Annotated in this window: 17 protein-coding genes and 4 pseudogenes; 13 read left to right on the plus strand and 8 right to left on the minus strand. The window is 67.6% G+C overall.

From position 1 onward, the window contains the following. Positions 1-171: 171 nt before the first annotated feature. A complete protein-coding gene (locus ACWCP6_RS19375; RefSeq protein WP_450933671.1) occupies positions 172-1263 on the plus strand; it encodes a VWA domain-containing protein in 1092 nt (363 codons plus the stop codon). A gap of 137 nt (positions 1264-1400) precedes the next feature. On the opposite strand, the gene ACWCP6_RS19380 is transcribed toward ACWCP6_RS19375, so the two are convergent. Further along, complete coding sequence (locus tag ACWCP6_RS19380; RefSeq protein WP_450933672.1) at positions 1401-1853, minus strand: hypothetical protein; 453 nt, start codon at positions 1851-1853, stop codon at positions 1401-1403. A gap of 345 nt (positions 1854-2198) precedes the next feature. On the opposite strand from ACWCP6_RS19380, the gene ACWCP6_RS19385 reads away from it, so the two are divergent. Next, positions 2199-2375 carry a hypothetical protein gene (locus tag ACWCP6_RS19385; protein ID WP_450933673.1) on the plus strand — a complete coding sequence of 59 codons (177 nt, stop codon included), beginning with the start codon at positions 2199-2201 and terminating at the stop codon, positions 2373-2375. Positions 2376-2443: 68 nt separating this feature from the next. On the opposite strand, the gene ACWCP6_RS19390 is transcribed toward ACWCP6_RS19385, so the two are convergent. Continuing rightward, positions 2444-2905, minus strand: coding sequence for a hypothetical protein (locus tag ACWCP6_RS19390; protein WP_450933674.1), 462 nt, complete (start codon positions 2903-2905; stop codon positions 2444-2446). A 963-nt stretch (positions 2906-3868) separates the two neighbouring features. On the opposite strand from ACWCP6_RS19390, the gene ACWCP6_RS19395 reads away from it, so the two are divergent. The 4 genes from ACWCP6_RS19395 to ACWCP6_RS19410 all read left to right on the plus strand — a co-directional run bounded on the left by ACWCP6_RS19395 (position 3869) and on the right by ACWCP6_RS19410 (position 6271). Further along, the gene (locus ACWCP6_RS19395) at positions 3869-4987 is read left to right on the plus strand and encodes an IS630 family transposase (RefSeq protein WP_450933675.1); all 1119 of its coding nucleotides are present in this window, start codon (positions 3869-3871) and stop codon (positions 4985-4987) included. Between the two features lie 79 nt (positions 4988-5066). Further along, positions 5067-5522 carry a VOC family protein gene (locus ACWCP6_RS19400; protein ID WP_450933676.1) on the plus strand — a complete coding sequence of 152 codons (456 nt, stop codon included), beginning with the start codon at positions 5067-5069 and terminating at the stop codon, positions 5520-5522. Between the two features lie 161 nt (positions 5523-5683). After that, positions 5684-5980, plus strand: a complete 297-nt coding sequence (locus ACWCP6_RS19405; protein ID WP_450933677.1) for a DUF1707 SHOCT-like domain-containing protein — start codon at positions 5684-5686, stop codon at positions 5978-5980. Positions 5981-6013: 33 nt separating this feature from the next. Next, positions 6014-6271: a hypothetical protein gene (locus ACWCP6_RS19410; RefSeq protein ID WP_450933678.1), complete on the plus strand. Its 258-nt coding sequence runs from the start codon at positions 6014-6016 to the stop codon at positions 6269-6271. A gap of 32 nt (positions 6272-6303) precedes the next feature. Here the strand turns inward: ACWCP6_RS19410 and ACWCP6_RS19415 are convergent. Then, positions 6304-6603: pseudogene (locus ACWCP6_RS19415) on the minus strand (transposase); the annotation flags it as partial. A 316-nt stretch (positions 6604-6919) separates the two neighbouring features. On the opposite strand from ACWCP6_RS19415, the pseudogene ACWCP6_RS19420 reads away from it, so the two are divergent. Continuing rightward, positions 6920-7204: pseudogene (locus tag ACWCP6_RS19420) on the plus strand (hypothetical protein); the annotation flags it as partial. Positions 7205-7871: 667 nt separating this feature from the next. Here ACWCP6_RS19420 and ACWCP6_RS19425 read toward each other — a convergent pair. The 3 genes from ACWCP6_RS19425 to ACWCP6_RS19435 form a co-directional block, all read right to left on the minus strand. After that, positions 7872-8306 (minus strand): DUF2267 domain-containing protein, encoded by a 435-nt coding sequence (locus tag ACWCP6_RS19425; protein WP_450933679.1) that lies wholly within the window; start codon positions 8304-8306, stop codon positions 7872-7874. A gap of 105 nt (positions 8307-8411) precedes the next feature. Then, a complete protein-coding gene (locus tag ACWCP6_RS19430; protein ID WP_450933680.1) occupies positions 8412-8807 on the minus strand; it encodes a DUF2267 domain-containing protein in 396 nt (131 codons plus the stop codon). Positions 8808-8916: 109 nt separating this feature from the next. After that, positions 8917-9351 (minus strand): Hsp20/alpha crystallin family protein, encoded by a 435-nt coding sequence (locus tag ACWCP6_RS19435; protein WP_450933681.1) that lies wholly within the window; start codon positions 9349-9351, stop codon positions 8917-8919. Positions 9352-9493: 142 nt separating this feature from the next. Here ACWCP6_RS19435 and ACWCP6_RS19440 point away from each other — a divergent pair, with 142 nt between their 5' ends. The 6 genes and pseudogenes from ACWCP6_RS19440 (at position 9494) to ACWCP6_RS19465 (ending at position 12746) form a co-directional block, all read left to right on the plus strand. Continuing rightward, on the plus strand, positions 9494-10162 hold the full coding sequence (locus tag ACWCP6_RS19440; RefSeq protein WP_450933682.1) for a type III effector protein: 669 nt from the start codon (positions 9494-9496) through the stop codon (positions 10160-10162). A gap of 221 nt (positions 10163-10383) precedes the next feature. Then, positions 10384-10560: pseudogene (locus tag ACWCP6_RS19445) on the plus strand (GNAT family N-acetyltransferase); the annotation flags it as partial. A 34-nt stretch (positions 10561-10594) separates the two neighbouring features. Then, a pseudogene (locus ACWCP6_RS19450) lies at positions 10595-10749 on the plus strand (IS630 family transposase); the annotation flags it as partial. Between the two features lie 175 nt (positions 10750-10924). Continuing rightward, positions 10925-11365 (plus strand): VOC family protein, encoded by a 441-nt coding sequence (locus ACWCP6_RS19455; RefSeq protein WP_450933683.1) that lies wholly within the window; start codon positions 10925-10927, stop codon positions 11363-11365. A 604-nt stretch (positions 11366-11969) separates the two neighbouring features. Beyond that, positions 11970-12215, plus strand: coding sequence for a hypothetical protein (locus tag ACWCP6_RS19460; RefSeq protein ID WP_450933684.1), 246 nt, complete (start codon positions 11970-11972; stop codon positions 12213-12215). 96 nt (positions 12216-12311) lie between these two features. Next, a complete protein-coding gene (locus ACWCP6_RS19465; protein WP_450933685.1) occupies positions 12312-12746 on the plus strand; it encodes a hypothetical protein in 435 nt (144 codons plus the stop codon). 434 nt (positions 12747-13180) lie between these two features. Here the strand turns inward: ACWCP6_RS19465 and ACWCP6_RS19470 are convergent, their stop codons facing one another. Further along, the gene (locus ACWCP6_RS19470; protein ID WP_450933686.1) at positions 13181-13765 is read right to left on the minus strand and encodes a DUF6434 domain-containing protein; all 585 of its coding nucleotides are present in this window, start codon (positions 13763-13765) and stop codon (positions 13181-13183) included. A 538-nt stretch (positions 13766-14303) separates the two neighbouring features. Continuing rightward, on the minus strand, positions 14304-15134 hold the full coding sequence (locus tag ACWCP6_RS19475) for a helix-turn-helix domain-containing protein (RefSeq protein WP_450933687.1): 831 nt from the start codon (positions 15132-15134) through the stop codon (positions 14304-14306). Positions 15135-15468: the final 334 nt, after the last annotated feature.

A 15468-nucleotide genomic window follows, 5' to 3' on the forward strand; every position in this document is an offset into this window, starting at 1 on the left:
CACCTTCTGGCTACCCGTCAGTACCCCTTGCCCAAGTCACACCTGACGGGCGGTCGGTATCCGTGAAACCCCAGGTCAGAATGCATTGTCAGTGCCTCCCCGTAGTGTGGAATCAACGTTGGAGGGGGCGCCGGAAGGGCGTCGGAAGAGCGTTGGAAACGGGGTAGAAGCATGTCTGCGAACAGGATCAAGCACAAGGTCAACCACGTCTCGCTCGTCGTCGACAAGTCCGGCTCGATGCGCAAGCATGAGGCGCAGCTCGTACGCGTGGTGGATGAGTTCGTGAAGGGCCTTCAGGAGGAGTCCGACCGGCTCGGTCACGAGACCCGCATCAGTCTCTACGCCTTCGATCACGAGGTGAAGAACCTGGTCTGGGACATGGACGTCAAGCACCTGCCATCCCTGCGGGGCCTGTACCAGGTCAACAACGGTGCGACGGCGCTGATCGAGGCGGCCGTGAAGTCCATCGACGACCTGAAGAACATCTGGGAAGGGTACGGGGAACACTCCTTCCTCCAGGTCGTCGTCACCGACGGCGAGGAGAACGCCTCCGGCTGCTCGGAGACCGGCCAGATGCACATCCGCATGGAAGGCAGCCAGGGCACCGCCGTCCTGCGCAAGTGGATGGGCCGCATCCAGAGCGCCATGGACAAACTCCCCGACCACTGGACCTCGGCGATCCTGGTCCCGAACTCCCTGGCCAAGCGCACCGCCCAGGAGTACGGCTTCCCAGCGGGCAACATCGCGATCTGGGATGCGGACTCCAGCAAGGGTGTCGAGGAAGCCATCGGCACCGTCAAGACGGCTGCCACGAGCTTCCTGAGGGGCCGCGAACAGGGCGTGCGCGGTACCAGGAACCTGTTCGCCATGGGCCAGGATTTGAGCACTGCCGAGGTGAAGGCCAATCTCGACGCCCTGGACACCGGCAAGTACATCCTGATACCGGTCGACCAGCAGATCCAGATCCGCGACTTCGTCACCCGCGCCGGGCACCCGTACAAGACCGGCTGCGCCTTCTACGAGCTGTCCAAGCGTGAGAAGATCCAGGGCAACAAGCAGCTCGCCGTGGCGGAGAAGGACCCGGCCACCGGCCAGATGACAGGCAGGGTGTTCTCGGGCCCGGCGGCCCGCCAGCTCCTCGGCCTGCCGGAGTCGGAGGTCACGGTGAAGCCGGGCGACAACCCGTCGTACACCGTGTTCGTCCAATCGACCTCCGTCAACCGGAAGTTGGTGCCGGACACCAAGCTGCTCGTCATCCTGTAGCTGAAGACTGCGATCCAGCCACGGATGTGACGGGGCGCTCTGTGCACGCGTGTGAGTTCTCGTTGTTGCCGCGGCAGGTCGCGTTCGGCCATGTCGTCCTCCCCTCGGGCACGTAGTGCTTTGCCGCGGAATCCAGATCAGTGGAACCAGGCGACAAGTCGCACATGGTCAGCTCCGTGGAGTTCGCTGAGTGTCCGCATCACGCTCCAGACCGGTCCCCAGCAGGTTTCGTCTCCGGCGACCGATTCTCTGTTCCGCGACCCTGAGCTGTCTGTTTCCCACCAGTCGGCGGCGGCCAGCTCGGCCCAGGTGATCCACGTCGTGCCGTGGACGTCAGGAGATCCGCCGTGCGAGGCGTATTCGGTCCGCAGCCCCTCGGACGCGTCGCTCGGAAACCCGCGGCCTTCGGCCAAGGGGCGGAAGCCGACGTAGTTGCGGATACCGAAGAGGCAGCCGAGGGCGTCGTAGGCGTTGCCGTGGTTGAGCAGGAAGAGGTCGATGGCGGCGTGCCACATGCAGTCCTCGTCGTCGGGGCCCCAGAGGCGGGCACCTGGTCGGCATTCGATCATCCCGCTGACTTCGGTAGCCATGGGGGCATCCTGCCTGCACGGCTCACGACCCGGCACTTGCTTTTGCTATGGCCTGCCGCGCCGGCCTCAGCCGGCGCGGCAGGCGATGCCTGCGATGCGGTGGAGGGCGTTTTGGCATGCCTCGGCGTTGCCGGGCCGTTGTTGCCTGGTGCGGATGCGGAGGGTGGTGGGCTGCAGGTTCCCAGGTGGGATGCTGCACTTCACGACTGCCTCGACGGCCGCGCTACCGGCTGGCTGTTCTGCACGGCCAGTGGCGCCCAGCTCGACGAACCGGCCGAGTGGCGGCTGCTGCAGTCCCTGGCCAGACGCGCCGGACTACCCCCGCGCGGCACCAAAGGCGACGCCATGACCCACGGCCTGGCGAAGAAGGACGCACGCCCGGACAAGGTTCAGCGCTGGGCCGACCGCAAGGACTCCCGTACCACCCAGCGCTACAACCGGCGCAAGCAACTACTCGACGGCAGCCCTGGCTACGACATCGGAGCCGACGTCGCCAGTGCCCTCGAGCACGGCAGCGCCTGACCTTCCGTCATTGAGCCGATGTGCGCTTGACGCGGCAGGGATGACCGGACAGAAGGGGGCGTACCCACTTACCCGCAGTTGTCAGTTTGGAGTGAGTACCGGTGTTGGTTGCCGCTGCGACGGCGCATCACATGGGCACGGACGAGTCGGACGGTCGGCGGGATCCGGACGCGAACGGGCTCGCGGCCCCAGCGGAGCCACAGGGCGAGATCGCCGAGTTCGGCGGCTTGGGTGAGCTTGTCGAGGGACCAGAGCTTGCTGCCTCGGTCTATCTCGATACTGATGAGTCGTCCTTTGCCGGTGTGGTGTCTGAGCTGCAGATCGAGACGTCCGGGAGTCCCGTCGGCGCGGGAGATGCCGGCGGGGAGCCAGACTTCCCGCTGGACGTTGTAGCCGAGGCTGCTGGCCCACCGGGCTGCCGAGTCAGTGAAGAAGTTCGTCACCTCGGTCGTGGACAGGTCCGTGAACGTCTCACTGTTGAGCCAGGACCGTAAGGAGTTGGCTGCGGCATCAAGCCCTGCTTCCGTCATGGTTCCGAGTATCCCCGCTGGCCGACGCGGCATCGTGGCCCGTGCCCGGTATCGTGCCCGGTCGGTGAGGGTGCCGTGACGCGGAGCGCGACCCGTACGATGATCATCGTGACTGCCCGCCGCGCTCTTGGCCCCGGCCCCCAGGCCCCTGCCCACCGCATCCGCGCCACCCAGGCTGATCTGCTGGAGGCGCTGCCCTCCGTTCGGCTCCCCGATTTCGGCGAGTTGCGGGCCCGTGGAGTTCTTGGAACCCGCTGCGGGGAGCCCCGGAGCCAGCGGCGTTCTCTCGCCGCCGGCATCCGCGCGGACGACGACCGGGCCCAACAGGCCACCGGCCCCGCTGCTACCGACGGGCCAGCCTGAGGACGGTTGTCACCAGAAGGGTGACACCGGCGACCGCCACCCCCAGAGGGGTTCCCAGGGACGGGTGCCGCCACGTTATCTACGCGAGCCCAGCGCCGACGAGGCGAACCACGAGTACCAGGAGGATCAGCAGCGACCGGACCACGCGGGCCGAGGCCGTGAGCTCCTGCTGCTGCGATGCACTGAGTGGTTTGAGACATGACACTTCCTTGCCTTGAGCGTGACGGAGCCACGCGTGATGGATGGTCGAACCGTGGGCTGGAGCGGTGTCAGCTCCGCAAGCCCGCCTTGCCCGGGGTGCCTCCCTGACACGGAGGAGATTGCACCGCCGTTCCTGCCGATGCGAGATCTCGCGAATTTCGGCGAATTTGCGTGCCTGCAAGCTTGAATCGGGTGCGTGCGTCCGCTGGGGACATCCCTTTTCGCGACCGCTTGAACCGCCCCGGTACGGCTGCTGAGACCGACCGGCAAATGGCGAGCTAGTGCGTTGACCACGAACGTTCACCGGGTGGGGTGACACGCCGGTCGATGCTCGCGGTGCTGGGTATTTGGGCCTCATCCTCGATGGCAACATGATTGCTGTTGAGGGTGAGGTCGTCGATGGCAGAGCCGGTTAGGGTGCGGCGGTTGACCGATGAAGAGGGGCAGAAGCTGCAGCAGTTGGTTCGGCGGGGTCGACATGAGTTGGTGCGGGTCCGCCGGGCATTGATCATCATGGCGTCGGCGTCGGGTGCCACCGTGACAGCCATCGCCCGGTTGGTGGCCGCGCACGAGGACACTGTCCGGGACGTGATCCATGCGTTCAACGCGAACGGCCTGACCGCGCTGGACCCTCGGTGGGCGGGAGGCCGTCCCCGCCTGATCAGCGATGACGAGCGCAAGTTCATCGTCGCGACGGCCAGCACCCGCCCGACCAAGCTGGGGCGCCCCTTCGGGCACTGGAGCGTCCGCAAACTCGCCGACTACCTCACACACAACCGGGTCCAGACGGTGAACGTCGGCCGGGAACGGCTGCGGCAGATCCTGCACGAGCACGGGATCTCCTTCCAGCGCACCCGCACTTGGAAGGAGTCCAAAGATCCCGACAAGGACGCCAAACTCGACCGTATCGAGTACGTGACCAGCCACTTTCCAGACCGGTGTTTCGCCTTCGACCAGTTCGGCCCGCTGTCGATCCGCCCCTGCCACGGCTCCAGCTGGGCGGGGAAAAAGAAACCGGACCGGCTGCCGGCTACCTATCACCGCACCCACGGCATCCGGTATTTCCACGGTTGCTACTCCCTGGGCGACGACCACCTGTGGGGTGTGACCCGCCGCCGCAAAGGCGGCGACCACAGCCTGGCGGCGCTGAAGTCGATCCGGGCCGCCCGCCCCGACGGCGCTCCCATTTACGTGATCATGGACAACTTATCGGCGAATAAGACCCTGGCGATCCGGACCTGGGCGAAGAAGAACAAGGTCGAGTTGTGCCTGACGCCGACGAGCGCGTCGTGGGCCAATCCGATCGAGGCCCAGTTCGGTCCGTTGCGCAACTTCGTCATGGGCGGCTCCGATCACCCCAACCACACCGTGCTCGCCCGGAAGCTCCAGGACTACCTGCGGTGGCGTAACGCCAACGCCCGCCACCCCGACGTCCTGGCCGCCCAGCGCCGCGAACGCGCCAAGATCCGCAGCGAACGCCGGCAACGCTGGGGCCGCCCCCGACCCAAAGCCGCGTGACCAACCCCAACACACTGGCCACGGCTCCCCGCGCTGATGCATCGTGCTTATCCGAGATCGTTCGCCGAACGGAGACGCAATGACCGATGAAGCTCCCTTCCGGGTAGGACTTCGTGTCGAGGACGTGACCGAAGCGGCCATCTTCTACGCGGGACTCGGGTTCGAGCAGGCCGGATCGATATCAAGTCCCGACGGCCAGCCGATCATGGCGATCCTGAGACGTGGTGACCTTCAACTGCTCGTCGATGCCTTGACCGGCATGCCGTTTCCTGACAGCGACCGCGAACACATGACCAGAACCGGTCCGCGAGGCCTCGGTATTGTCATCGGTATCGAGGTGGACAACGTCGACGCGACCGCGGACTACTGCCGCTCAGCCGGAGCCACGGTCACCACCGGCCCGCTCGACGCACCATGGGGCGAGCGATACGCCGAGTGCCTCGACCCGTACGACTACGCATGGAAGTTTTATCAGCTGCTCCCGGACCCGCCCCAGGACAGCTTGAGCACCGCCTACGACAGCTGGTTCGCCTGACCCCCACGCAATACCGACCCTGCGAGATTGAGTGTGAAACCAGCCGCAGACAAGCCGTCCCGACGCATAACAGAGTGTCACCCCACGCGGTGAACGTTCGTGGGCAACGCACTAGCCGCATGGCCCGGGGCCTGGAAGCCGTCGTGTCCTACAGTCGTTCCATGACCAACGTGGAACAGTCAGTTGTGGGGACGACACCGGAGTACGTGGTGGAACCCCGTGCGGGGGATGCCGACCGGGAGGCGGTGGCCGAGGGGTTGCGGATTGCCGCAGGCAATGGCCGCATCGATCTCACAGAGCTGGAGGAGAGGCTCGACCGGGCCTACGGTGCGAAGACGTACCGTGAACTCGACGTCCTGGTGGCGGACCTGGGGGAGCGGCCCTCCGGGGCACGTCCGGGAACTGATGCCCTCGTTCTCAAAACCCGCCTGAGTAACATCGAGCAGGGCGGTAGGTAGACCGTTCCTCAGCGGATCGTAGCCGAGTGCAAGATGTTGAACATCACGATCGACTTCACCGAGGCCACCTGTGTGCACCGGGAGGTAACCGTCGAGGCGGTATGCGGATCGGGAAACATCCGGCTGATCGTCCCGCGCGGTTGGGCTGTACGGGTCGACGCATCAAGCACCAACACCGCTCACATCATCAACAAGGCCACCGAGCAGGCGGACGCCACTGCCCCTACCATGACCGTCATCGGCCATCCACGGTCCGGTCGCATCAGGATTAAACAGCTTCGTCGAGGATGACTTCGGGCGTGGGCAGACCGACAGCAAATGGATCACCTCAAGCGGCGGGTCGTGGGTCGTCCATCCCAGCGGTAACGGCTGGTGGAGTGGCGAATCAGTATGCGGAGCGTGACGAGAGCGGCGGCGAGATAGAGGTAGAGGTCCACGGCCTTGCTGTCCTTCTCGGTGCAGCGCAGCAGCTTGCCGTAGCTGTTCATCCAGGAGTGCGTCCGTTCTACCGCCCAACGCTTGCCGACCTGGACCGGTGCGGGCAGGCCCTTGTGGGCGATCTTGGCTGTGAAACCCAACTCGTCAAGTAGCGCACGGGTCTTGCGGTTGTCGTAGCCGCGGGCCGGATGGGGGGATTGTGACGGGTTGGTGTCCTTGAGTTGCTCGGATCGCTCTTGTGTCAGTGCGCTGGCCGTGGTCTGAATGGGCAGGCTTTCGGCGCGCCGCTGGGTCCTCGACGGGGACTGCCGCGCGGGTGACGACGGTGGAGTCGATTGCGGTGGGCAGGGCGGGCATGGCGGAGGCTTTGAATGCGGGGCTGCCGCCCGGCCCGGGGATCGTGCACGTGCAGCCGACGGAGCGAGCCGAGTTGTCGAACGGCCGCCGCTCTCACTCCTGCTCGTCCCGCCGCGGTCGGCCAGCGCCTCCGGCTCCGCAGTCCCCGACGGCACCCTGGTCGTCCGGCGGGTGACCGGGCAGCTCCTCTTCGCCTTGTCCAACGGCCTGGTCACCCAGTTCGCCTACGCCGACGACCTCGACAAGGTTGTCATCGACCTCACCGGCACCCACATCTGGGACGTCTCCTCTGTCGCCGGCCTCGACGCCCTCGAGACCAAGTACGCCGTGCGCGGCAAGACCGTCGAGATCATGACGCCGGGCCCTACGCGCATGCTGTGGCAAAGGCCTGAGGACCGACGGAGGCGTCCCGAAGGCATACAGGGGTAGGCGCGCCGTCGTCGGGGGTGGGGACGGCGATGTATGACGGAACCCACGCAGCTTCCCGCCGCACCTCCGCCCCCGACCTTGGCCATTTGTCACCATCTGATTCGCCCGCGGTAGACCTGGCGTTCTGCGCTGTGGCGGGCTCTCGTCCCATTGCTCGACGCAGAGTGTGGGTCCTCCGGTTCGGCGGCGACCACATGCAGCCCACTCTGGAGGCGATCGGCAAGCCACGACGTGAGGCTGTCGACGCCCGCGAGCAAGATGAGGCCAGGGCCCGCCAGCAGGCCTACCGGGCGGAACTGCGGCGTGCCGGTGAGCGGAAGGCGCCTGAACACGAGACCCGCCGCCCGGTCTGCCCGTCCTGCAGGGCGTTTCACTGACCGCCGCTGGAAGGCCATCGAGGACTACCCGAATTCGGCGGCCACGGTGGGTTCTGCCCCTGTGCGAGCCATGTGACCCCGGCCGTGATTACGCCTCTCCGCAGCGGGTTCCAGAGCGAGGCGGCGCCCCTGGGATGTTGGGAGATTCGGGTGTGCCTACCTCCGACGCGTACGTCCGGGTGGGCGGGTCGCGCCTGCGGCTGGGTGTCGACGCCTCGCTCAGCCGCATCCCGCCGGACGGCCCGGACCAGTGCCCGCTGCTCGGCAGACCGTCGGTCGGCGAGGTGATGTCATGCGGCCCGGGTGAGTTCGGCCCGGCCGAAAAGGAGGGCGTAGCCAGAGGGGAGCTGGGTGATGATGCGGTCGAGGAGGCCGGGGCCGGCGAGGCGGGCGATGACGCCGAGGACGGCGCCGGTGTCCCAGCGTGCCGTTGCAGGGGTGCTTCCGGTGCGGCTGGCGAGGTCCTTGACGAAGCCCCAGCCGGTACGGCGAACGGTGTCGGGGATTTGGGCCGCGAGGATGCCGGCCGCCTTCCGAGGGAGCCGGCCGGCGAGCTCCACCCGCTCGTCGCCGGTGAGCTGTCGGCCGAGCGCGCCGAGCACCTCGCGTACAGCCTCGTCGGCCCGTTCGCGGGTGGGGTATGCGCCTTCGTAACGGACCCTTTCCAGTATCTGGTCGAACGTCATGACTGGTGCAGCGGGGATCTGTTCCGCCTCGGGATGCATGGGTGCAGTGATCACCTTTCTCGTGGTGGTGCCGTTTCGTATCTGCTGCGGCCACGCGGCACCGATCCAGTGGGCATGCAGGGGGGTGTGTCGGCTCTGCTGGGGCTACGTGCGTTCGGGGTGGCCGAAGAGAAGGTCGTAGCCGGGCGGGAGCTGGAGCAGGATGCGGCGGGTGAGTTCTTCCCCCGCCGCATCGGCGGTCACGCTCAGCACGGCGCCGACGTCCCAGGTCGCGGTCCGTTCCGTGGCGCCCTCGATCCATGCCGCGGTGGCCCGCACGAACCGTTCCGCGGACAGCGGCTCGGGGGCGCGCAGCGGGTTGAGCAGGATCAGGGCGAACGTCTCGGGGAGCCGGCCGGCCAGCTCGGCCCGCTCTTCGCCGACCATGTGCGCACCCAGCAGTGCCAGAACGGTGCGTGCTGCCCGTTCGGCTTCGGCTCGGGTGCCGTATTCGCCGCGTTCCTGCACCTGGTCGAGGAACGCTTCCCATCGCATGGCCACCGCTCTGCCTCCCTTCCGGGAGTGGGCGCGGAGGACGGGGGAGCGGGGGAGCGGGGGAGCGGGGGAGACAGTGCCCCGTCCTCCGCCGCAGGTAGGTTGGGGCCCCGGCTCAGCCGCTGATCTGCTTGCGCGTGGATTCCCCGCCAATGGTGATCTTCCGGGGCTTGGCGCGCTCGGCGATCGGGATGCGCAGGGTCAGAACCCCCGACTCGTAGTCGGCCTTGATGCGCTCGGCGTCAAGTGTGTCGGCCAGCACCAGCTGGCGCGAGAAGACCCCCAGCGGGCGTTCGGACAGCTCCATCTGCACGTCGTCCGCCTTGGTGACGGGCCGGCGCTCGGCCTTCACGGTCAGCATGTTGCGCTCGACGTCGATGTCAATCGCATCCGGTGTGACGCCGGGCAGGTCGAACGCGATCACGTACTCCTCGCCCTCGCGGTAGGCGTCCATCGGCATCGCCGAGGGGCTGGACCATGTGCCCGTGGTGCCCAGGAGCTGGCGCGTGAGCCTGTCGAGCTCGCGGAACGGATCGGTGCGCATCAACATCGTTCAACACCTCCAGTTAGTCAGTGCCAATGCGCTTCAGCTGTCTTCTCTTGTAGCATGTCATCCAGACGATGACAAGTATTGTCGTCATCGAAAGAGCGACAATGCTCAACGTCATCGAAAGAGTGACATCGGAGGGGTCATGACCGCAGCCGACCAGCCCAGCACAGGCCTGGCCCCGACGTCTTTTCTCGCCGCCGTTGCGGCACTGCACGCCATCGACGAGGCCGTCCGCGCCGCCGAGACTTCTCCGCCCGGGCAGGCTGACGGACGCGGGCAGACGAGTTCCGAGCAGGCACTGTCGGCACTTCTGCTGTTGCGCCAGCTGCGCGACCAGCTCGGAGGATGGGAAGCGGGACTGATCGAAACAGCCCGCGACGCGGGCGCCAGCTGGGCCGACCTCGCCCACCCCCTGGGCGTCGCCAGCCGCCAGGCCGCCGAACGCCGCTACCTCCGCATCCGCCCCGGCGCGCACGGCACCACCGGCGAACAACGCATCCAAGCCACCCGAGACCACCGCGCCGCCAACCGCACCGTCACCGACTGGGCCCGCCGCAACGCCGCCGACCTGCGCCAACTCGCCGGCCAGATCACCGCCCTCTCCGACCTGCCCGCAGAAGCGGACATACCGCTGAGCTGCCTCGCCGACGCCCTCGCCGACGACGACGCAGCCCACCTGGTCGACCCGCTGGCCGGGACCCACACCCACCTGAAGGAAGGCCATCCCGACCTCGCAGCCCGCATCGCCACCATCACCCGCCACACCGACCGACTCCGCCAGGACAGCAACGACCGCCGCCGCGCCACCTGAGCACTCCGCCCCTGCCCTGGGGAGCTGAGCCGTCCCCGGCGCGGCGTCAGGAGTTGCTGGAGATCTTTATCGGTGCGAGTTACGTCGGGTCGTGACGGGACTGTGTCCCGCCGGGTGGTGTAGGCCGTGAGGATCTGCGCAGCGGGTCTGGCATGGACGAGTACCGTAGGGTTCGACATGACCAAGCGACACCCTGATCTTGATCGTGTTGGCTGGGTGGCATGCCAGAGCTGCGAACCGATCGTCTTCTGCTCCGCCGGTGGCGGGAGTCCGACCTCCAACCGTGGGCGGCTGTGAACGCCGCCCCTGAGGTCCGAGAGCACCTGGGGGAACTGCTGACGCGGGAGCAAAGCGATGCTGCGGTGGGACTCATGCAGGCCGAGTTCGGCGAGCGAGGTTTGTGCTGTACCGGATCTTCCGCAGAGATGCTCCTCGGCGAACCGCTGGCGGCGAGCGTTGGCGTCGGGCGGCCGGCAGGCCCTGGCCTCCAAGGGCTCCGGCGGTGCCCGCTGCAAGCTCGATGCGGGACAACTCCGCGTTCTGGAGACGGTGTTGGATGCTGGCCCGCCGCCTCCGGCTGGAGCGATTAGTGCTGGCCGCTGGCCCGGATCGCCGAGATGTGCACGATCAAGGCTGCAGAAGGCAGGATGGGACAAGGCCGCGCGGGCCGAGAAGGACGTCACAATCCACTCGACCTGCGTGGCCGTCGCATGTCACGGCCGATCCCGCGCTACCGCGTATCGAGTCGTTAGGCTCAGAGACATGACTATTCAGCGGATGGACAACGTCGCCATTGTCGTTGACGATCTGGACGCGGCTGTCGCCTTCTTCACCGAGCTCGGCATGGAGCTGGAAGGCAGGGCGCAGATCGAAGGTCTTTATGCAGACCGCACCGTCGGACTCGACGGCGTCCGGAGCGACATCGCGATGATGCGGACCCCGGACGGCCACAGCAAGCTGGAGCTGACCAAGTACCACACCCCCGCGCTGTCCGACGCCGAGCCGCGGAACCCTCCGCCCAACACGCTGGGCCTGCATCGCGTCATGTTCGCCGTCGACGACATCGATGACACCATTGCCCGCCTGCGCGCCCACGGCGCTGAACTCCTCGGCGAGGTGGCACAGTACGAGAACATCTTCCGGCTCTGCTACCTCCGCGGCCCCGCAGGCATCATCGTCGCCCTAGCTGAGCAGATTGGCTGACGCGGGCCTGCCGCGCGGACCATGTCGACGGTCAGCACCGCTATGGCGCATCCGCGATAGGGGCGGTGCAGCTGCCGTACGAGCCCAGGGATTCCGTCGGCGGACGGTGTCGGGCGCGGGGAGGACTTCGCGGGCCCGCCCGGCCGCCCAGCCGCTCGTGCGGAGAGGGAAGTGGGCGTTCGGGGGTTCGGCGGCGGCCGTGCGAGCTGGACGAGCGGCTCGCGCGGCAAGCGACTGCGTTGCACACCGCGGCGCCGGCCGTCGATGGCCTCCCCGCCGGGGCCCGGTCGGTGGCACATCGTCCTTCCGCCGATCCGGCTCTCCAAAGCGTGGCCCCAGCCCCGGCGTCGACGAGGGCGCCCGACAAAGCGGGCGCACGGCCCGGGCCCAGGACGCCGGCCAGCACCGCAGCCGCGGGGTACCGCTCGTCGTGTCGTACGGGCTCGGGCGACGAGGCGCCGGCCCTGACAGCCGGCCTTTCAGCGGTCGTTGCGCGAGCCGGATGATCCTGGGCATGTACCAGTTGAGGACGGTGGCTTCGGCCAGTCGGCTGGGGGCCCAGTGGTGAGGCGAAATCAATGACGTCGGTCGTCAGGGTGCTGCCTTGGCCGTGCGGCTCGAATTGGTGAACGTGTGGCCAGTACTGGAATGGCCCGGCTTCCTGGTCGTCGACGAAGGCGTGCGGTGGCTGCAGGTGATGCGGGCGGTCAGCCGCCAGGTCAGCTCGAAGTGGTGGGTCTGGGAGGTTTCGCGGTTGGCCATGCATGGCGGCCGTCTTCGGATCGTGTGCGAGCCGGTCGGGCTGTGGGCAGCGTGGTTCATGGCGTTTGAGGGTGTAGTCGGGGCTTGAATGCGCTGGTCTCGGGCGGTGATCGTGCCATGTAGTTGGGCGTGTTGGGGAATTCGAGTGCGGGTCCACGGTGTTCGAGGCGGCTGTTGATCGCCTTTGTGGGACCGCGGCTCGCAGGTTGGCGTCGTCATCCTGTGGGCCGGGCTGCCGGGTGCCACATTCCTGCCTGGCTGGGCCTCGGTCATCGCCGAAGTCCGCGCCACGTGCCTGGGCGCGGGGCGCCGGGCCGGACACGGCCTCTACCCGGAGCCGGTGGAGACATACGGGAGCACACTGGAGCGTTCAGCGTTCAGCGATCAGCGATCAGTGTTGGCGGCCGTCGGGATCGTGCCCTTCGACCAGTTGGTGGTGCGCAGCCTGGACGAGCCGATCGGGCTGCAACTGAGCAACTCCTACTTCATGTCGGCTCGGCTCGGCGCCTGGTGTGAGGCGTTGGGGCGGGACTTGTGTGAAGCCTTGGTGGAGTTGGACTCCTTGGGCTATGGCGAGGAGGCCATCCACATCGAGGCGCTGATCGCCACGCGACTGTAGGGTTGTGCCGGGCCGCAGTGAGCGCCCCTGTCGAGAACCCGCCTCAGGAACTCATTAACCCGTCCGTCCGTGGGGGATGAAGACGCGCGCGAGTGGAACGGACGGACGGAGGCGGCCCCGGGGAGGGTCAGGCGGAAGGGCGGCCTGCGGCGGGAGTCTCAGATCTCTATGCGGGTGGTATCAGGTCTACGGCGGAATCTGTATGCACCTTGGCGGAGTCGAGTGGTTCGCGGGCGGCGTCTTCGGTGTGGTGGGGCGGGTGTCGGTCCGGTTTGTGGGTGGGGTTGTTGTCCTGCTGGTGGCACTGCGCTGTTTGGCTTCAGCGGGCGGGCTTTGAGGTGTGCGAACAGTTGGGACACGGCCAACGGCGGCGTCGCCGCGGCCTCTTCGGCTGTGGCTGTTCGGATCCGTCCTCGTCCGGCGGGTGTGTGCCGTCAGTCGCTGTTGGGGGGTTTGGGCAGTGTGCGGTGGGCGTTCCAGGCTTGGAGGGCCTGGGCGCGGGTGCCGGCCGGGTTCTGGCGGTGCCAGGTCCTGGTGAAGCGGTTGTATTCGAACTGCTCCCCGATCTCGCCGGGCCGGGCCGCGTCCGGGCGGGTGGCGTGCCAGTGGGTTACTGCGTCGGCCAGGGTCCGGCCGGGATTCTGGGCGATGAAGCTGCGCATGTAGGCGTCGAAGTGGAAGCCGGGGCCGATGGTCTTGAGGAAGTACTTCCGCAGGGCCTGGCTGCAGCGCTGGCCGGCCGGGATGACGGTGTCGCCGTCGAGGGGTTCGGCCAGCTGTGCGGTTGCCGGGCGGGGGCGGGCCGGGGCGGCCGGCAGGGGCAGGCCGTCCAGTGCCGCGGCGAGCCGGGCGGTGAGCGCTTTCTTGCCGCCGTGCCGTGCGATGCCCATTGTGCGGGCGAGGGCGGAGAGTTCGTCCAGTGTCCAGTACCAGCGCAGCAGCTCGGCACCGGTGAGGTCGGCCGTCAGGGGCGGCCTGGACTGGGCGGTTGTCGTGCTGGTGGTCCGGTTGTCGTTCATGGCTGTCATTGTGCCGGGCTGTGCCCTGTGGGTTCGTCCGCGGTTTGTTGGGCGGCGGCGGTCGGATTCTGGTTGCTTGCGTGTGACCGTCGTCAGTCCGGTGTGGTCGCCGCTGGTGCTGGGCATCGGACGCAGGCGTGGCTGCCGGTCGCGGGCACCGTTGCCGGGGTGAGTGCTCTGGGCCGGAGGCTGGGTTGCTGGGGGCCGGTGGGCCGGGCGCTGCGGGTATGTCCCGGGTTCCTGTCCGGCCGGGGTCTGGTGCGGGCGCTGGAACTTTACGGGCGGACCCGGGACGCACGCGGCGAGGCCTGGGCGCTCACCCGGCTGGCCCGTGCCCGGCCTCTGTTGGTGGTGGTGAGCGGGCTGGGGGAGGGGGTTTGAGGGGGCGTTGGTGTGTGTTCTGCGGTCGTGTTGGGGTGGGGCCGTGTTGCTGTGTGTGGTTGTCCGGCCGCGGCGGTGGGCTGCTTCGGGGCGGGCGCAGGGTGCAGGGTGATCTGCTGGGCCGGCGCAGGTGGAGGACGGCTGGGCCGGTTTCGTCTCATGTGGTGGTTGTCGGGGCGGCTGTCTGTGTGTCGTGGGAACGCGGTGGGGCGGTGCCGTGACTCGGGTTGGCGGTGCCGTTGCTCGGTTTGGCGGCGGGGTCTTGGTCGGGGGTGGTTTCGGTTCTGCTGTAGAGGACCTCGCGGCCCTGTTCTGCGGCGCGGATGAGTGCTTCGCTGACGAAGTCGAGGAAGCGGGCGGCGTTTTCGAGGCGGGTGGCGGCGGGGGTGCCGTGGCCGAGGATGCCGACGCCCTGGCGTGCGGTTGCGACGAACTCGTCGTTGGCCCGGGCGCTGCGGATCATCGACTGGTACCAGAGGTCGTCGTCGACGACGTAGCGCTCGCGGCGGCGTTCGTCGCGTTCGCGGCGGACGAGGTCGAGGCTCTCGAGGAAGGTGATCGCTTTGGAGATGGAGGCGGGGCTGACCGTCAGGCGCTGGGCGAGTTCGGCGGCGGTGAGGCTGCCGGTGTCAGTGGTGTAGAGGCAGCCCAGCACCCGGGCCATCATCTTGGGCAGGCCCGAGGTCATGAAGACGGTGGTGAGGGTCTCCTGGTAGCCGCGCACGGCCTCGGCGTCGCGTCCGTAGGGTTGCGGGAGTGCCTGGGCCCCCTGGGGCGCGGCCTGCCTGCGCCGTTGGGTGCGCTGCTGGGTGGCGCGGTGGGCCAGGTCGGCGCGGTAGGCGGTGGGGCCGCCGTTGCGCATCACCTCGCGTGTGATCGTGGAGGTCGGACGGTCCAGGCGTCGGGCGATCTCGGCGTAGGCGAGGCCGTCGGCCAGCCCCAGCGCGATCTGCTGGCGTTCCTGCTGGGTGAGCCTGCCTCCCGGCATGACGCCCCCCTTCATGCCCCACGGGTGCTCCATGGTGCGGCTCGGTGTTCCCTGACGCCTCCACCCTAGCGTTCACCTTCTATGCATTGCAACGCACTACGGTTCCGTCGTTGCGTTAAACGAGAGGGCGTTGCAATGATTTTTACACTGTGACCTGCATAGATGCTGCTCCTAAGCAAAGATCGCGTTGCATGAATGTGGAAAGCAACGTAGCGTTTCCGGTGTCAGAAACAACGCACGAGTACGGGAGAGCATGATGCAGAAGTTCGAGACCACCGCCCCGATCTCCGCCGTCCTGGACATCCCCGCCGGACGCGTCCAGTTCATCGCCGCC

Source organism: Streptomyces sp. NPDC002004 (genome assembly GCF_053593975.1).

Excerpts from the sequence above, each read along its gene's own strand:
- ACWCP6_RS19375 (WP_450933671.1), top strand. The coding sequence starts at position 172 with ATGTCTGCGAACAGGATCAAGCACAAGGTCAACCACGTCTCGCTCGTC.
- ACWCP6_RS19380 (WP_450933672.1), bottom strand. The coding sequence starts at position 1,853 with ATGGCTACCGAAGTCAGCGGGATGATCGAATGCCGACCAGGTGCCCGC.
- ACWCP6_RS19385 (WP_450933673.1), top strand. The coding sequence starts at position 2,199 with ATGACCCACGGCCTGGCGAAGAAGGACGCACGCCCGGACAAGGTTCAG.
- ACWCP6_RS19390 (WP_450933674.1), bottom strand. The coding sequence starts at position 2,905 with ATGACGGAAGCAGGGCTTGATGCCGCAGCCAACTCCTTACGGTCCTGG.
- ACWCP6_RS19395 (WP_450933675.1), top strand. The coding sequence starts at position 3,869 with ATGGCAGAGCCGGTTAGGGTGCGGCGGTTGACCGATGAAGAGGGGCAG.
- ACWCP6_RS19400 (WP_450933676.1), top strand. The coding sequence starts at position 5,067 with ATGACCGATGAAGCTCCCTTCCGGGTAGGACTTCGTGTCGAGGACGTG.
- ACWCP6_RS19405 (WP_450933677.1), top strand. The coding sequence starts at position 5,684 with ATGACCAACGTGGAACAGTCAGTTGTGGGGACGACACCGGAGTACGTG.
- ACWCP6_RS19410 (WP_450933678.1), top strand. The coding sequence starts at position 6,014 with ATGTTGAACATCACGATCGACTTCACCGAGGCCACCTGTGTGCACCGG.
- ACWCP6_RS19425 (WP_450933679.1), bottom strand. The coding sequence starts at position 8,306 with ATGCATCCCGAGGCGGAACAGATCCCCGCTGCACCAGTCATGACGTTC.
- ACWCP6_RS19435 (WP_450933681.1), bottom strand. The coding sequence starts at position 9,351 with ATGTTGATGCGCACCGATCCGTTCCGCGAGCTCGACAGGCTCACGCGC.
- ACWCP6_RS19440 (WP_450933682.1), top strand. The coding sequence starts at position 9,494 with ATGACCGCAGCCGACCAGCCCAGCACAGGCCTGGCCCCGACGTCTTTT.
- ACWCP6_RS19455 (WP_450933683.1), top strand. The coding sequence starts at position 10,925 with ATGACTATTCAGCGGATGGACAACGTCGCCATTGTCGTTGACGATCTG.
- ACWCP6_RS19470 (WP_450933686.1), bottom strand. The coding sequence starts at position 13,765 with ATGAACGACAACCGGACCACCAGCACGACAACCGCCCAGTCCAGGCCG.
- ACWCP6_RS19475 (WP_450933687.1), bottom strand. The coding sequence starts at position 15,134 with ATGCCGGGAGGCAGGCTCACCCAGCAGGAACGCCAGCAGATCGCGCTG.